Raw genomic sequence first — 15,408 nt, 5'->3', positions numbered from 1 at the left:
AGAAGAAGGCGGATCGAAAAAAAATTCCCGAATTAGTCATTTTTAGCCAATTCGCAACCGAGAATCGCCAGCTTGCGAGTTTTCCCCCAGTGGTAGCCGCCAATACCGCCATCACCCCGCAGTACCCGATGGCAAGGAATCAGGTAACCGATCGGGTTACGGCCGACGGCCGTACCAACAGCGCGGCTGGCGTTTGGCTGACCGAGTTGCTGTGCCAGGTTGCCATAAGTGGTGAGGCTCCCGCTGGGGATTCGCAGCAGGGCCTGCCAGACCTGCAACTGGAAGTTGGTCCCGCGCAGCAACAGGGGCAGCGGTCTACCTATCACTGATTGGAGGGGTGGGAAGATTTGTTCGACAGTTGTTTCTGTTTTTTCCGGACATTCTTTCAATTCAGCCAGAGGCCAGTCATGGCGCAGGCGTTCCAGGGCCGGCTTTGGATTGTCGGCGTCGACAAATTCCAGCCGACAGATCCCTCGTTCCGTCTGCGCCAGAATGCAATCACCAAAAGGAGTGGGGTGGATACCGTAAAGGATCTGCATCCCATCACCACCCGATTTGATCTCGCCCGGAGTCGCTGCTTCGACATTGACCATCAGATCGTGCAAGCGGCCTGGGCTGCTCAGGCCAACGCTGTAGCTGGTCTCCAGCACCGGTGTTGAATCGCGCAGCAGCTCTCTGGCGTAACTGGACGTCAGGTGCTGCAGGAACCGTTTCGGACTGACCCCGGCAAAACGTTTAAATAAACGCTGGAAATGATAGGGGCTCAAGCCAACATGCTGGGCCGCTTTATCAAGCGATGGCTGATCGATAGCCGACTCGCGGAGGAATTCGATCGCCTGGGCTATTTTTTGATAATCACCTTGTGCCATTTCCCTTGCTCCTGATTCTAAAAGCTAGCATCCCCTTTTCCGGCAGCCAACCCGATTCTTGCTATCGTTGAGTTTTTCGCTGAGCAAAAAATCGCTGTTGCAATGGAGGTAATATTCCTCACGGCATTCAGCCTGCACTGGTTGAATACCTTACTTCTTGCAGTACAATTGAAGTTATGTTGATGACTTTGCCGCGAGGGACTTGCGAACCGTTGGTATCCAAGGGGGCGGCCTGTCATGAGTTGGCAACCAATCGTAAAATCACCCGACAAATTCCCACTGAAACCACACCTCTCCAATTATCTCGAGACCTGTAAAAGCTTCAGCTGGGAGCAGGCCGCCGCAGGACTTGACGGTCTGCCGGATGGGCGCGGCCTGAATATCGCCTTTGAAGCGGTCGATCGCCATGCCCTCGGTGCCAATGCGGAAAAGGTTGCCTTGCGCTGGCTGGGGAAAAATGGAGAGCGGCGCGATATCAGCTACTCAGAGCTCCGGGCGCAGAGCAACCGTTTCGCCAACCTGCTCGGTGAATTGGGGATTGGCGCCGGGGAACGGGTTTTCAGCCTTTCTGGCCGGGTGCCGGAACTCTATTTTTCTGCTTTCGGCACACTGAAAAATCGCAGTGTCTTCTGCCCACTGTTTGCCGCGTTTGGGCCAGAGCCGATCGCCCAACGGCTGCAGTTGGGTGAAGGACGGGTGCTGGTGACCAGCGAACGCCTCTACAGTAAAAAAGTGGCAGCTCAAAGAACGCAGCTGCCGCAGCTGAAATATGTGCTGCTGACCGATGCCGAACAGGATATCGATGACGCGACCCTGGCACTCAAGCCGCTACTGGAACAAGCCTCGGCTGAATTTACCATCCCGCCGACCGATCCCGAGGATATGGCGCTGCTCCATTTCACCAGCGGCACCACCGGCAAACCCAAGGGGGCTGTGCATGTCCATCAGGCGGTGCTGATGCACTATGTCACCGGCACCTACGTGCTCGATCTGCATCCGCAGGATATCTTCTGGTGTACCGCCGATTGTGGCTGGGTGACCGGCACCTCCTACGGCATGATCGCGCCACTGACCCACGGTGTCACCAATCTTGTCGATGAGGCTGAATTTGAGGCGGAGCGCTGGTGTCGCACCTTGGAGGAGCAGCAGGTCAGCGTCTGGTACACGGCACCGACAGCCATCCGCATGCTGATGCGTAGCGAGTTGGAGCCGGTGAAGCAGTACGATCTGAGCCCCCTGCGACTGGTTCACAGCGTCGGTGAACCGCTCAACCCGGAAGCTGTGGTCTGGGGAATAAAGGCGCTCGGGCTGCCGATCCACGATAACTGGTGGCAGTCTGAAACCGGCGGCATCATGATCGCCAACTACGCGGCGATGGCGGTTCGCCCCGGTTCGATGGGGCGGCCGGTCCCGGGCGTCGAAGCGGCCATTGTCCGGCGTGATGGCGAGTCGCTGGAAATGATCAGCGATCCGGATGTTGAGGGCGAGCTGGCGCTCAAAGCTGGTTGGCCCTCGATGTTCCGCAGCTACCTGAACGACGAAGAGCGCTACCGTAATTGTTTTGTCGGCGACTGGTACCTGACTGGCGACCTGGCGCAGCGGGATGCCGACGGCTATTTCTGGTTTGTCGGTCGCGCCGATGACATCATCAAGACTGCCGGGCATATGGTCGGCCCCTTCGAAGTGGAGAGTGTGCTGCTGGAACACCCGGCAGTGGCCGAAGCGGGGGTGATCGGCATCCCCGAGCCGACCATCGGTCAGCTGGTGAAAGCCTTCGTCGCTCTTCATCCCGGCTATCAGCAGAGCGAAGAGCTGCGCCGCGAACTGCTCGGCTTTGCCCGCAAGAAGCTCGGTTCGGCGGTGGCACCGAAGCAGATCGCCTTTGCTGAAAACCTGCCGAAAACCCGCAGTGGCAAAATTATGCGGCGGTTGCTCAAGGCGCGTGAGCTGGGCCTGCCGGAGGGGGATACCTCGACCCTGGAGGAGACATCATGAGTAAACAATTGACCGACCTGGAGCATGACTTAGCCCTGTTGCGGCAGATGTTGCGTATCCGCCGTTTCGAGGAAAAGTCGGCTGAACTCTACTCGGCGATGAAGATCCGCGGCTTTCTGCACCTCTACATCGGTGAGGAAGCGGTCGCCGTTGGCGTGGCGGAAGCGCTTGGCGCAGAGGATGCCGTGGTCGCCACTTACCGGGAACATGGTCACGCCATGGTACGGGGGATGAGCATGCGGGCGATCATGGCCGAAATGTACGGCAAGCTTGATGGTTGCTGTCGTGGCCGAGGTGGCTCAATGCACCTGTTCGGCGTCAAAGAACGGCTTTACGGTGGCAATGCCATCGTCGGCGGTGGCCTGCCGGTTGCGGTTGGCCTAGCGCTGGCCGACAAGCTGCAGGGGAATAACCGGGTCACCTGCTGCTGCTTCGGCGAGGGCGCGGTGGCGGAAGGGGAGTTCCACGAATCGATGAACCTGGCCGCGCTCTGGAACCTGCCAGTGCTGTTCGCCTGTGAAAACAATCTCTATGCCATGGGAACCGCGCTGGAGCTCTCCGAGTCGGTGACCAACCTGACCGAAAAAACAGCCGGCTACGGGGTGCCGTCAGCGGCGGTCGACGGCATGGACGTGGTTGCCGTCGAGGCAGCGGCGAAACAGGCGGTGGCAACCATCAGGCAGAGCGGCGGGCCTTATTTTCTCGAAAGTCGCACCTACCGCTTCCGGGCGCACTCGATGTTCGACCCGGAACTGTATCGCAGCAAAGATGAAGTCGAGCAGTGGAAGCAGCGTTGCCCGATCGAAAACCTGAAAACGCAGCTGCAACAGCAGGGCTGGCTCGATGATGCAAAATGGGCCGCGCTGGAGAAAGAGGTCGCTGATGAGGTCGCCGATGCGGTCGCTTTTGCCGAACAAAGTGACTGGGAACCGGTCGAGGAACTGACCCGTTTTGTCTATTCGGATCGGGAGGGCTAGCGATGACGGAGACAAGAAAAACGACCTACCGTGAAGCACTTAACGAAGGATTGCGCGAGGCATTGCAGCAGGATGAACGGGTTTTCCTGATGGGCGAGGATGTCGGTCATTATGGCGGCTGCTTCGCTGTCAGCAAAGGCCTGCTGGAAGAATTCGGGCCGGAGCGCATCCGTGACACGCCGCTGTCGGAATCGACCTTTACCGGTGCTGGTATCGGTGCGGCCCTCGGCGGCATGCGGCCGATCGTCGAGATCATGACGGTCAACTTCAGTCTGCTCGCCCTCGATCAGATCATGAACAACGCCGCCACCTACCTGCACATGTCGGGCGGACTGTTTAACGTGCCGCTGGTGATCCGTATGGCGACCGGCGGCGGCAAACAGCTGGCGGCGCAGCACTCCCACAGTTTGGAAGGCTGGTACGCGCATATTCCCGGCATCAAGGTGCTCTGCCCGGCGACAATGGAGGATGCCCGCGGTATGCTCTGGCCGGCGCTGCTCGATCCTGACCCGGTGCTGATTTTCGAGCCGGCCGTGCTCTATCCGATGGAAGGAACGCTGCCCGAAAAGCCGACGCCGGTGGCGATCGAAGGGGCGAAGGTTCTGCACCAAGGGAAGGATCTCAGTTTGATCAGTTACGGCAGCAGCCTGCACAAAAGCCTTGCCGCCGCAGAACAGCTGGCCGGCGAAGGGATTGCCGCCGAGGTGATTGATCTGCGTTGCCTGCGGCCGCTTGACGATACGACCATCATCGGCTCGGTCAGCAAAACCCATCGTGCCTTGATTGTCGATGAAGGCTGGCGCAGCGGCAGTCTTTCCGCGGAGATCAGTGCGCGAATCATGGAGCAGGCATTCTATCAATTGGATGCACCGGTCGAACGGGTCTGTTCGGCCGAGGTGCCGATGCCCTACGCCAAGCACTTGGAAGAGGCGGCTTTGCCGCAGGTTGAAACCATCGTCGCGACTGCACGGAGGATGCTCAATGGCTGATTTCTGTATGCCGAGTCTCGGTGCCGATATGACCAGCGGCCTGTTGGTCGCTTGGCGGGTAGAAGCGGGGGATAAGGTGGAGCATGGTCAGATCATCGCCGAAATCGAAACCGCCAAGGGACTCTTCGAGGTTGAGGTTTTTGAAGACGGGGTGGTTGAACAGCTGCTGATCGAACCGGGGGAAGATCAGATCCCGGTCGGTACGCCGCTGGCGAAAATCGTCGCCGATGGTGATGTGGTCACTAAGCCAGATGCTGCGGCAGAGCCGGAGGGGCGGCAGAAGGTGTCGCCGGTGGCACGACGGCGGGCGGCGGAACTGGGGGTCGATCTGACGCAGCTCAAAGGCAGCGGTGCCGACGGGGTGATCCAGCTGGCCGATGTCGAAGCGGTGGCAGGCGCGGCCGAGTCACCGGCGAAAGCTGCTCCAACGGCTAGGAAAATCACTCCGAGTGCAGAGGGGATGCGTCAGGCGATCGCGGCGGCGATGAGCCGCTCCAACAGCGAAATCCCCCATTACTACCTGGCGACCGAGATCGATATGAGCCGGGCGCAGCAGTTTCTGGCCGAGCAGAATAAACAGCGCTCAATCAAAGAGCGGTTGTTGCCGGTGGTCCTGCCACTCAAAGCAGTTGCGGTTGCCTTGCAGAAAGTTCCCCAGCTCAATGGTTATTATGTCGATGGTCAGCTGCAGCAGCGAGAACAGGTGAATATCGGCTTCACCGTTTCCCTGCGCAACGGGGGGCTGCTGACTCCGGCCCTGCAGGGCGTGGAGCAGATGAGCATTGATCAGCTGATGGCGGCGCTGAACGACCTGATCGGGCGGACCCGCGCCGGCAAGCTGCGCGGCTCGGAATTGACCTCGGCTGGAATTACCGTCACCAGCCTTGGCGACCTCGGCGTGCAGTCGGTGTTCGGGGTGATCTATCCGCCGCAGGTCGCTTTGATCGGGCTGGGGAAAATTGTCGAACGGGCTTGGGCGGAAAACGGGGCGTTGAGTGCGCGGCCGGTGCTTAGCGCAACCCTGGCTGCCGATCATCGCGCCAGTGATGGTTTGCTGGGTGCCAAGTTTCTCGATGCTTTTGGCCGGGCTCTGCAACAACCGGAGGCTCTATGAATACAGATGAGATTAAACAACAGATTTTCAATGGACTGATCGATATCGCTCCCGAGGTTGAACTGGACGAGCTCGACCCGAACGAGAACCTGCGCGAAGAGCTGGATATCGACTCCTACGACTTTTTAAGCCTGTTGATCGGCCTCAACGAATCACTCGGTGTCGAAATTCCGGAAACTGATTACGAAAAACTGGTGAGCTTGACCGATCTGGTTGCCTACCTCGCCGCGAAACTTGATGAGAGCCGTTGAACCGCCTCAAAGCTATTCAGGCGCAAAACTGTCGTGCGTAAAAAATAGACAATTATCCCTGTCGGCAAGCGCAAGACCGTTAAATCCGGGTTTTTGCGACTTGGCACACTGGATGCTACTGAAAGGAAAAAGCTGAAACAAAGATGTTTTTGCAAAAAAGTTATTAAGGGCAAGGGCGCTCTGACTCCAATTGGGGTCGGAGTGCCCTTTTTTATTTGATGAAAGCGTCAGAAATGAGCGCCAACCCTCTGAATTACTGCAACCTGCCGCCATGGGCGATCGCTTCACGGGTTTACAACAAAAACCCGCAACCGATCGAGATCCAGGGGGTGCGCTGTGCTGGCAAGCCGTTGTTTGCCAAGCTGGACATGATAGCTGATCCGCTCGAGCGGGGGCAGATTTTTCACGATTTCATGGATGTTCGCTTTCAGCTGCACCAGTGGGAGAACCAGCAATCAAAGAGTAGCCGCAAGGCGCTGAAGAACAGCTACCTGAGGTTTTTGCGTGGTTGGCTGTTCGACAGCAATTCGATTGAAGGTGCAGTGCTCAAAGGCTGGGTCGAATCGCGCATGGGCTTGCCGCCGCTGTTTCACAACGAGCCGATCGCCGACATCCACTCGGAGGCTTATTTTCTCTATACCGTGGACAAAATGAAAGGCGCGGCGCGGACCAGCGCGATACTGCGGCAGCTCGACCTGCTTTACGAATATGTACAGTACGAATTGACGCGGCAGCGGCCGGAGCAGAGTCACATCAGCCTGTATCGCGGTATCAATGATTTTGAAGAACACCAGGTGATCGAAAAGCAGGACAAGTATCGCTATATCCTGCGACTGAACAACCTCAACTCCTTCACCGATGATTTCGAGCGCGCCTGGGAGTTCGGCTGCCGGGTGCTGAAAACGCAAGTGCCGCTGACAAAGATCTTCTTCTGCGGTGGTTTGTTGCCGAAATCGTTGCTGAAAGGGGAAGGCGAATACCTGGTGATCGGCGGGGAGTTTGACGTCGAAGTGATGATCGGTGGCTGAAAATGCTGCGCGATGAGCTGAACAACAAAGCTAAGGCAGTTTTTCTTGGAGTGGCCCTGGGTGATGCGTTGGGGGCAACCACCGAGTTCATGACCCCGGGCGAGATCAAGTCCAAGTACCGGGTGCATAAAAAAATCCGCGGCGGTGGCTGGCTGGGGCTGAAAGCCGGGCATGTCACTGACGATACCGAGATGTCGCTGGCGATCGCTCATGCGCTGGTCGATGCCGGTCAATGGGATTTAAAGGGGATTGCCGACAATTTCATCGACTGGATGCGCAGCAAACCGATCGATATCGGCTCGACAGTGCGCAAGGGCATCCGGACATATATGCAGCAGGGAATGCTGGAGATGCCGCGGAACGATTGGGATGCCGGCAACGGCGCGGCGATGCGCATGGCGCCGGTGGCGCTTTTCACCCTCGGTGACGACAAGTTGCTGCGGAAATGCACCCTGGAACAAGCACGGCTGACACATCATCATCCGCTTTCGGATGCTGCCTGCATCACCCTGGGGCGGATGACACAGGCAGCGATGCTTGGTGCCGACCGGTTTCAGCTGCATGCCATGGCACGCGAGTTGATCGCCGAGCATCCGAACTTCAAGTTCAATAATTACAAGGGGTACGCATCCGGTTATATCGTCGAAACCCTGCAGACCGTATTCCATTATTTTTTCGCCACCTCCAGCTTTGAAGATTGCCTGGTGGGGGTGGTCAACCAGGGGGGCGATGCTGATACCACCGGGGCAATTGCCGGGATGCTGGCAGGAGCATTCTATGGTTTCGAACAGTTACCGAAAGCCTGGCTGAAAAAGTTGAACAAAGAGGTCCGGATCGAGATTGAACAGGTGACCGAACGACTGGTCGATATATGCCCCTGGGTAGCGCAGGATGCCCACATTCAGGAGCTCTCCGGCAACCTTTGGGAATATTACAACCAGGGCTACGTGGTTGCGATCACCACCAACGGCAAGGTGTCGCGCAGTGGAAACAACGTGATGGCACGAGGTACCGCCAAGCAGGCCGCCGAGCGCTTTCCTGATCTGCCACAGCTTTTGGGTGAGAAGATCAACAGCTGTGGCAACCATGTGCATGAACTGCCAAATCGGCTGGTCAGCTTCCCGGTCGAGCACACGCCATACGAGGTGCCTGATCTGAAACTGATAGAGCAATCGAGCCGGGAGCTGCGTGAATTGACCGATGCCCGAGGTTGGGAAAAAGTGATCGTGCCCCGGCCCGGTTGTGGCGGTGGTGGCCTCAGTTGGGGGGATGTGCGGCCGTTGCTGGCACCGCACTTCGATGAGCGGTTTCGAATTATCAAAGCGGCAAGTTAGCCGTTCTCCGTGAACTTTGCGGTGAAACTTTATTATCTGGAAAGGAACAGGAACAATGACAACGGAAATCGAAAAACTGACAGTCGATGAAGTGGCGACGACAATGAAAACAACCCCTGTCAACGTCATGATGCATATCAAGCGCGGTCTGCTGGCTGGAGAGGAGATCGACGGCAGCTGGTATGTCGCGGCTGATTCCTTGGCGAGCTACCTTAATGACGCCAATCGTGGTCATAACGGCAGCGTCTGCAAGGCGAAGAGCCATTGTGGTGGTGGCTGTTCGTCAAGCTGCGGGTGATGGTTATGGGTGTGATGATCAAACCTTCCGACCTTTACTACCGCTATCCGCGCAAAAAAGAAAATCGCGAACTGCCGAAATTCAGTGGTAAGCCGGATTCCAACCCTTTCGACCGGAATGACATGTACGAAGTGATCCCGGTGTTCGAAAAGGTGATGGACGCTCTGAATACGACGGAAATGGATGTCCTGCATCGGATGGAAGAAGTGATGAATAACGAGGTCCCGGCCTTTGTGCACACGCGAGAAGAAATGTACGACTGCCTGCTGATGGTGATGCAGGGGCTGCTGGGAAGCGAAACGACGGAGGTGCACTGATGACAATTGCACAGATGGGTGACCGGGTCACCATTCACTATATTGGCACACTCGACAATGGCCGTATTTTCGACAGCGCAGACGATGACAACCCGTTGAGTTTTGTTCTCGGCAGCGGCGAAGTCTTCCCTGCCCTGGAAGAGGCGGTTGCGGGAATGAAAGTCGGTGCAGCTAACAATGTCGAGATCCCGGCTGAAAAGGCCTTTGGGCCACATATGAAAGAGAATATGATCTGCGTTCCCCGCAGCAGTTTTCCGGCTGGGCGCGAACTGCGTGTCGGTGAGAAAATTTCACTGTCATTCGGCGATGGCGAAGAACGGGTCATGCGCATCGTCAGGGATGAAAACGAGGAAGTGACCCTCGACGGCAACCATCCTCTGGCCGGACTCGATCTGACCTTCGCCCTGCAGCTGGTCAGTATCGATGAAAAAGGCGTTGCTGTTCACTGAATAGCAACGCAACTCAAATAGAAAACCAGGGGGAAAGCGGTCTTTTCAGGCCGCTTTTTTCATTGCTGTGGGATAATCTTGTTCTTGGCGAAGGAAGATGGCATAGTGCGCCCCAACGAAAACGATCTGCAGAAAGGTCAAAAATAGATGGTTCCAGAGTCTGTACAAAAAGCCTGGCAGGACCTGCCGGAAAATCGTAAAGCTGCCGTCAGTAGAGCGATGGCGAAAAAACAACCCTTTGTCTTCACGCGTTGGGTCGAGGCCGCCGGGGTGAAGAACTTTCGCCGCGAGATGCTGATTGCCCGCAAGGCGGGAACCGGCCCACGTCTGGATAAAGCTCTTTATAGCGGTGAAGAGGGTCATCTGGCTGTCGATGTGCTGGTGGCCTATTTCACCGAGCTGGCCCCGGAGGTCAACGATCAGTATTTGGCGATGCTGGAAGAGGCTGGTGACGAAGGGCAGGAAACCAAGCTGAAGCTGTATGCCCGGCTGCTTAAGCAGCACACGGATTGGCCTTATCTCCAGCTTTACCTGGCAACGGCCCTTTGGGTTGAAGAGTTTGCCGAAGAAGATATTGAGAAAGTAAGGCAGATTGCTGCCGAGCTGGAAGAATAGAGGAACAGGAACAACGGTAAAACAAAAGGGCGGCTCTTGTGGGCCGCCCCGTTTGTTTCAGTGCTTCGGAAGGCGAAGCTTGCGTCGGCTGACTTGCAGCTTGATAACCGGTTCCGGTTTACGATCCGGGAACAGGTTGTCGTTGTGCAGGCCCCAGCCCGCAGCGCTCTTCTTCATTTCGTAAAGAACGATCGACCGAATCACTTGCTTGGTTTTTCTTGCAACTATCAAAGTTGCTGCCGATAAAGAAATCATGATCCCACCTCTTGACTAGGGCTAGTGTGTTCTCTAGTGATAATCGTAAGTTGAGGGATTTGAGCTGTCAATAGGGAGAAATTTGTAAAACCCTGTTTTTAAAAGGAAAAACCCTATAACTGCTGGAAATGACAATGTAGACACTTTGACGGCATTGTGAAAAAAAATTTAAAAAAGTTTTGAATTTCATTTTTGGAACAATGTCTTTCCTGTTTTTTGGCAAAAACAGTTTAAAAACAGCAGGTTAGAACATTGTTTTGAGGGTTTCGGTTTTCTCTTGTGGCGCATGGCACTCATGGCAATTCGGAGCAAGACTTTCCCCGGATAGCAAGCAATAACAATGCTGTTCCCGTTCGATCTTTCTTAAATCGATGTCAACCTCAACGTCAAAATCGACGACGAGCGGTAGATGATCCGAAAACGCCACTTGCGGAATGCAAAAATCGAGCATGTTAATCTTGTCGCTGTAGAGAATAAAATCAAGGTGCCGATGCGGCTTCTTGCTCGGAAAAGTTGGCAGGCCTTGGATGTTCGCGCTTTTTAAACCGGTCGCAGCAAGAAACAGGTCAATCTCACGCTCGCCCCATAATGCGTTGAAGTCGCCTGCAACAACACATGGCTTTTCCGCCCGTTTTACCAGATCATATAAAGCGCTCAACTGCCTGTGCCTGGCCCTTCCCCCAAGAGCCAGATGCACCAGGTAGATGATCACGTGCTCCAGTTCCAGCTCGATCACCAGGCGCTTCATGCCATGTTTGAAGAAGTGGAATGTTTCATTGCGGATACGGTCCCTGGCCAAAAAGGCATTCGCCTGTTTTTTCAGTATCGGCACATGTCGCCAGAATGACTTTTCGCCATATTTGACCGAGTGAGTATGGTAATGTCCCAGCGCCTCCGCCAGCAATTCGGCCTGGTTTTTTCCCCGCATTCGGTAGGATCCCTGATCGACTTCGACCAAACCAACCAGGTCTGGCTCCAGTTCGCGCAGAAAACCTGTTATCCTTTCCAGGTTTTTATAAGATGGGCGAACAAAATTTCGTGCCTTGTTGCCTGTCGCATAACGGATGTTGTAAAGCACAAACCGCATAACATCCCCCTGACTTCAAGATTTATCCACAATAGAGCTTTACTCTCATACACTTTTCAGCTTCGGTTCAGCCAGACAATCCCGCCAGGATTGCGATTCCTCCTCTACCGCCAGCAGCGTACTCAGATTCGCAGAAGCGTAGCCGGTCAACAGCGCTGATATTTCCTGCTGTAACGTTGCCAGGCAATTATCGATCAGGCTCTTATTGAAGCCTTTATCGGCGAGCTTCAAAACCAGATTCATTACGATGATGCGACTGATCACCTGGCCGATTTCCAGCAACTTCCGCTGCGGCAGCGATGAATCGATTGCGAAGCTGAGCAGGTTTTTGAGCCTCTCAGCAGCGCGATCGGTGAGTGCGTAACCGCAGAGATAACGCTGCAGGTTCTGCTCTTTGGCAACCTTCATCTGTTTGAGCAGAGCCTCGCCGATCTGGATGTAGAGGATATCGTTCGAGCCCTCGAAGATCTGGAAAGGACGGTTGTCAATGGTCGCCCGACCGGCAAAATGATCGAGTCGGTAACCTTTGGCACCGACCAGTTGCAGCAGTGATTGCGAGCTTTCCTGCATCAGGTCGGTAACGCAGGTTTTAACGGCATTTGCTTCGACGCCATGGGTCGCCAGGTTGTTTTCCAGCCCGGCCTTTTCGCTGGTGTTGAGGCACAGCGCCGAGCAAATCGTCACCGCCGACTGGATTCTAGCCAACCGTGCCTGGACCTGGTCGTAGCTGGCGAGGCTTTTGCCGCCGACCTGCCGCCCCCGGCAGTGGGTCGTGGCTTCATCCAGAATACGTCGGACAAAGCCGATCGCCATTGCCGGAAACTGCATCCGACTGCGGTGCAGCAGGTCGAGCATCATCTTCACGCCGGTACTCTGCGGCACCAGTTGATGGGTTTTCGGGATGACAACATCGATTCGGTTGCGCCCGTAAGGGAGCATGTAGATTCCCAGGTTGTTGTACTTCTCTTCAACAATGATCTGTTGTCCGGGCGCGTTGGCGTCGCAGATAAAAAAGTCGATATCGCGGCCGAGGCCTTTTTTTTCGCTGAAATGCCTTGCCGTCAGCAGCCAGTAATCAGCCCAGCCAGTCAGGCCGGCCCAGTGCTTGGTTCCCTGCAGGCGGCACAGCCCATCATGTTCGGTCCAGGAACTCTGCATGTGCAGCGCGTCGCTGCCGTACTCGGGCTCGGTGATCATCAGACCGCCCATTTTCCGCTGCTGAACAAAATCGGTCAGGACCGATTCACGTGCCTGCTCCTGGGCGTATTTCGTTACCGGCTGAATGAACAATGCCCAGTTGATGCCGAACATCAGCGCCAGCGGCAAGGATTCGTAGGAGGCCGCTTCGACCAGCGCGATTCCTTCGTGCAGCTGTCCACCTCGACCACCGTATTGATCGGGGATGAAAGTGGCAAAGGGGCTGCAGGCCATAATATCTCTCAGCACGTAAGGTGGCAGCCCACGGCGGGTGCTCAGTTGATCGATATCCTCGCGGGTGTGAAAAAGATTGTGCAGGGTCTTTTGGAAGGTCTCCAGATAGACCGGGAAGGGGGTTGAGCTGTCGCTCTGCTCCGGGCGGATCGGCGTTTTGTCTGATGATTTCATCTGTTCTCCCAAAGGAAAAAAGAGTGAATCTGTAACTGTTTTTATCAGTTTAGCTCTGTTTGCACCAGTCTCAAGGGGGAACTGAAAACACTTGCCGTAGAATACCTTTTCAGCTCTCAGTAGAAGCTTTTTGCCAAGGACCAAAGCGTAAAAACAGATTGCCCCCATCGACATATCAATGCTAAAACTCCAACACTCCGGCCACAGGTGTTACCCTGTGGTTTCTTTGTTTTTAAAGGATGTTGGCATGGCGATTCCCTGGCAGGTTCTCGACCGGTTTGAAACCGATGATGAAGGTGTTCTCGAACTGCGTAAACGGGGCAAGGGTGATTTTTTGATTACTGTTGGTTCGCAGATTCTGATGAACAGTAAAGCCCAGCGTTCAGAGATGGCGCTCGGCAAGCTCGGTTGCCGGAAACTGAAAAATTATCCCAACCCGCGCGTTCTGGTTGGCGGGTTGGGAATGGCGATCACCTTGCGCGCTGTGCTCGACGAATTGCCAGAAAACGCCGAAGTGGTGGTCGCTGAACTCAATGCGAAAATTCATCAATGGTGCCTTGGCCCGCTGGCCGAGTTGACAGATGGTGCTGCTGCCGACCCACGGGTGAATGTTGCAATCGGTGATGTTGCCGAACTGGTGAAAACTTCTCCCGCTGAGAGTTTCGATGCAATTATTTATGATCTTTATCGTGGACCGGGGCCGCAGACCGACAAACGTAACGACCCGCTTTACGGCAGCCGGGCGATCGAACAGTGTCGATCTGCTTTAAAGAAAAACGGAGTCTTCGCCATCTGGGGCGAAAATCCGGATACTGGGTTTGAAAGCCGACTTACCGCAGCGGGTTTTGCCGTGCAATGCGAGCGGCCGGGCAAAGGTGGTTACCGTCATGCTGTCTGGGTGGCGGAGAAAAAGGTGGCGAAAAAAGCATCAGCAGGTCGCGCTACCAGTAAACCGCGTGAGTTTGGGACGAGGAAATAAGCGATGGAAGAGTTTGCTCTACAGGGCCATGAGTTTGTCGAGCTGCACAACCTGTTGAAGATTACCGGCCTCTGCTCCAGCGGCGGCACCGCCAAGTTGATGGTTGCAGAAGGTTTGGTCAGGGTCGATGGTCAGATTGAACTGCGCAAGCGCTGTAAAATAAGGTCCGGCCAGGTGGTCGAATTTGAAGGTCGGCAGATCGCCGTCGTTTAGCTTTTGGCTCTCGGCTCTTATTTGTGCTAGATTAGCACCCTGTTTAATGAATTGTTATCTGGAGGCCGGGTGGCAAATAGAGTTTTGCACAATTTAACCCTGCTGGAAACTGTTGACCAGTGGCATAGCGTCGACGATGTTGCCGTTGGCGGCAGCTCGCGCAGCCAGCTGGAACAGATTCTTCCGGGCGGTATCACTTTCTCGGGCACCATCTGCTGTGATGGTGGAGAAGGCTATGCCTCGGTGCGTTCCAGTACCAACCTGTACGATCTCAGTCAGTATTCCGGAATTACCCTGCGGGTAAAAGGTGATGGCCGCCGTTACAAGCTATCGCTCCGCTGTGCGACCGACTTCGAAGGGATCTCCTACCGGGTCGGTTTCCAGACCGGCAAAGGTGTAGAGCAGACGATCCACTTGCGCTGGAGTGTTTTTGTCCCCACCTATCACGGCCGTGTGCTCGCAGCACCGGCTGAGCTTGATCCCTCGCAGATCCGCAGTGTTGGTTTTGTTGTCGCTGATCACAAGTCCGGCTCTTTTCAACTGGAAATCCTGCGACTTGAAGCGACCATGAGCAACTTCCGCCCTACTAACTAACAGCACATTTCTGCGTCCCATTTCCCCTCGGCCGGTGCCCGTTGCGCATTTGGCGCTATACTTAATGCAATCTTCTTTCGAAAAAAAGAAATTCCTATTTAAGTTTTAACAACTTACAACCGAAATAATTAAGGTAATGTTCTGCCTGCAAAGGAGTTGCTGATTTGGACGAGCAGTTGCCTGAAGAAAATAAAGTAAAAAAATCGACAGAAACGCCTGAAGAGGTTATCGAACCTTCGAAGTCCGAAGAGTCCGCTATTGAGGTTGAACCTGCCGATGATGTTTCTGCCGAAGCTGCTGCGGAAAGCCTTGACGAGGCTGATTCAGCTGTGGAATCCGCTTTAGCGGAAGAACCGGCGGAAGAACCGGCGGAAGAACCGGCGGAAGAACCGGCGGAAGAACCGGCGGAAGAACCGGCGGAAGAACCGGCGGAAGAACC

Annotated in this window: 18 protein-coding genes and 1 pseudogene; 15 read left to right on the top strand and 4 right to left on the bottom strand. The window is 55.3% G+C overall.

Annotated features, from left to right (window positions below):
• Positions 1-32 precede the first annotated feature (32 nt).
• On the bottom strand, positions 33-869 hold the full coding sequence (locus BUB13_RS14950; protein ID WP_072909575.1) for a bifunctional transcriptional activator/DNA repair enzyme AdaA: 837 nt from the start codon (positions 867-869) through the stop codon (positions 33-35).
• Positions 870-1,106: 237 nt separating this feature from the next.
• Between BUB13_RS14950 and acsA the strand changes: the two genes are divergently transcribed.
• From acsA to BUB13_RS14895, 11 genes are all read left to right on the top strand, one after another.
• The gene (gene acsA, locus BUB13_RS14945) at positions 1,107-2,864 is read left to right on the top strand and encodes an acetate--CoA ligase (protein WP_072909574.1); all 1,758 of its coding nucleotides are present in this window, start codon (positions 1,107-1,109) and stop codon (positions 2,862-2,864) included.
• Positions 2,861-3,841 carry a pyruvate dehydrogenase (acetyl-transferring) E1 component subunit alpha gene (pdhA, locus tag BUB13_RS14940; protein WP_072909573.1) on the top strand — a complete coding sequence of 327 codons (981 nt, stop codon included), beginning with the start codon at positions 2,861-2,863 and terminating at the stop codon, positions 3,839-3,841. The genes acsA and pdhA overlap by 4 nt, the downstream gene beginning before the upstream one ends.
• A gap of 2 nt (positions 3,842-3,843) precedes the next feature.
• Positions 3,844-4,830: an alpha-ketoacid dehydrogenase subunit beta gene (locus tag BUB13_RS14935; protein ID WP_072909572.1), complete on the top strand. Its 987-nt coding sequence runs from the start codon at positions 3,844-3,846 to the stop codon at positions 4,828-4,830.
• Positions 4,823-5,944: a dihydrolipoamide acetyltransferase family protein gene (locus tag BUB13_RS14930; RefSeq protein WP_072909571.1), complete on the top strand. Its 1,122-nt coding sequence runs from the start codon at positions 4,823-4,825 to the stop codon at positions 5,942-5,944. Before BUB13_RS14935 ends, BUB13_RS14930 begins: the two co-directional genes overlap by 8 nt.
• Positions 5,941-6,195: an acyl carrier protein gene (locus BUB13_RS14925; RefSeq protein WP_072909570.1), complete on the top strand. Its 255-nt coding sequence runs from the start codon at positions 5,941-5,943 to the stop codon at positions 6,193-6,195. Before BUB13_RS14930 ends, BUB13_RS14925 begins: the two co-directional genes overlap by 4 nt.
• Positions 6,196-6,428: 233 nt before the next feature.
• Positions 6,429-7,223: an NAD(+)--dinitrogen-reductase ADP-D-ribosyltransferase gene (locus BUB13_RS14920; protein WP_072909569.1), complete on the top strand. Its 795-nt coding sequence runs from the start codon at positions 6,429-6,431 to the stop codon at positions 7,221-7,223.
• A 2-nt stretch (positions 7,224-7,225) separates the two neighbouring features.
• Entirely contained in the window at positions 7,226-8,557 is a 1,332-nt protein-coding gene (draG, locus tag BUB13_RS14915) for an ADP-ribosyl-[dinitrogen reductase] hydrolase (RefSeq protein WP_072909568.1), read from the top strand.
• 55 nt (positions 8,558-8,612) lie between these two features.
• Positions 8,613-8,855: a hypothetical protein gene (locus BUB13_RS14910; RefSeq protein ID WP_072909567.1), complete on the top strand. Its 243-nt coding sequence runs from the start codon at positions 8,613-8,615 to the stop codon at positions 8,853-8,855.
• Positions 8,822-9,172: a hypothetical protein gene (locus BUB13_RS14905; RefSeq protein WP_244151886.1), complete on the top strand. Its 351-nt coding sequence runs from the start codon at positions 8,822-8,824 to the stop codon at positions 9,170-9,172. The genes BUB13_RS14910 and BUB13_RS14905 overlap by 34 nt, the downstream gene beginning before the upstream one ends.
• Positions 9,172-9,621, top strand: a complete 450-nt coding sequence (locus BUB13_RS14900) for an FKBP-type peptidyl-prolyl cis-trans isomerase (protein WP_072909566.1) — start codon at positions 9,172-9,174, stop codon at positions 9,619-9,621. The genes BUB13_RS14905 and BUB13_RS14900 overlap by 1 nt, the downstream gene beginning before the upstream one ends.
• A 147-nt stretch (positions 9,622-9,768) precedes the next feature.
• Positions 9,769-10,236 carry a hypothetical protein gene (locus BUB13_RS14895; RefSeq protein WP_072909565.1) on the top strand — a complete coding sequence of 156 codons (468 nt, stop codon included), beginning with the start codon at positions 9,769-9,771 and terminating at the stop codon, positions 10,234-10,236.
• 57 nt (positions 10,237-10,293) lie between these two features.
• On the opposite strand, the gene BUB13_RS14890 is transcribed toward BUB13_RS14895, so the two are convergent.
• The 3 genes from BUB13_RS14890 to BUB13_RS14880 form a co-directional block, all read right to left on the bottom strand.
• Positions 10,294-10,491: a hypothetical protein gene (locus tag BUB13_RS14890; RefSeq protein ID WP_072909564.1), complete on the bottom strand. Its 198-nt coding sequence runs from the start codon at positions 10,489-10,491 to the stop codon at positions 10,294-10,296.
• Between the two features lie 244 nt (positions 10,492-10,735).
• On the bottom strand, positions 10,736-11,578 hold the full coding sequence (locus tag BUB13_RS14885) for an endonuclease/exonuclease/phosphatase family protein (protein ID WP_072909563.1): 843 nt from the start codon (positions 11,576-11,578) through the stop codon (positions 10,736-10,738).
• A gap of 45 nt (positions 11,579-11,623) precedes the next feature.
• Positions 11,624-13,183, bottom strand: coding sequence for an acyl-CoA dehydrogenase family protein (locus BUB13_RS14880; protein ID WP_072909626.1), 1,560 nt, complete (start codon positions 13,181-13,183; stop codon positions 11,624-11,626).
• 247 nt (positions 13,184-13,430) lie between these two features.
• Here BUB13_RS14880 and BUB13_RS14875 point away from each other — a divergent pair, with 247 nt between their 5' ends.
• The 4 genes and pseudogenes from BUB13_RS14875 to BUB13_RS18965 form a co-directional block, all read left to right on the top strand.
• The gene (locus BUB13_RS14875; RefSeq protein ID WP_072909562.1) at positions 13,431-14,162 is read left to right on the top strand and encodes a spermidine synthase; all 732 of its coding nucleotides are present in this window, start codon (positions 13,431-13,433) and stop codon (positions 14,160-14,162) included.
• A 3-nt stretch (positions 14,163-14,165) separates the two neighbouring features.
• Positions 14,166-14,375 (top strand): RNA-binding S4 domain-containing protein, encoded by a 210-nt coding sequence (locus tag BUB13_RS14870; protein ID WP_072909561.1) that lies wholly within the window; start codon positions 14,166-14,168, stop codon positions 14,373-14,375.
• Between the two features lie 69 nt (positions 14,376-14,444).
• Positions 14,445-14,969 (top strand): CIA30 family protein, encoded by a 525-nt coding sequence (locus BUB13_RS14865; protein ID WP_072909560.1) that lies wholly within the window; start codon positions 14,445-14,447, stop codon positions 14,967-14,969.
• Positions 14,970-15,133: 164 nt separating this feature from the next.
• Positions 15,134-15,408, top strand: a pseudogene (locus tag BUB13_RS18965) (hypothetical protein); the annotation flags it as partial.

The organism is Malonomonas rubra DSM 5091 (genome assembly GCF_900142125.1).
GTDB lineage: Bacteria > Desulfobacterota > Desulfuromonadia > Desulfuromonadales > Geopsychrobacteraceae > Malonomonas > Malonomonas rubra.
This window is presented reverse-complemented; position numbering and strand designations above follow the sequence as displayed.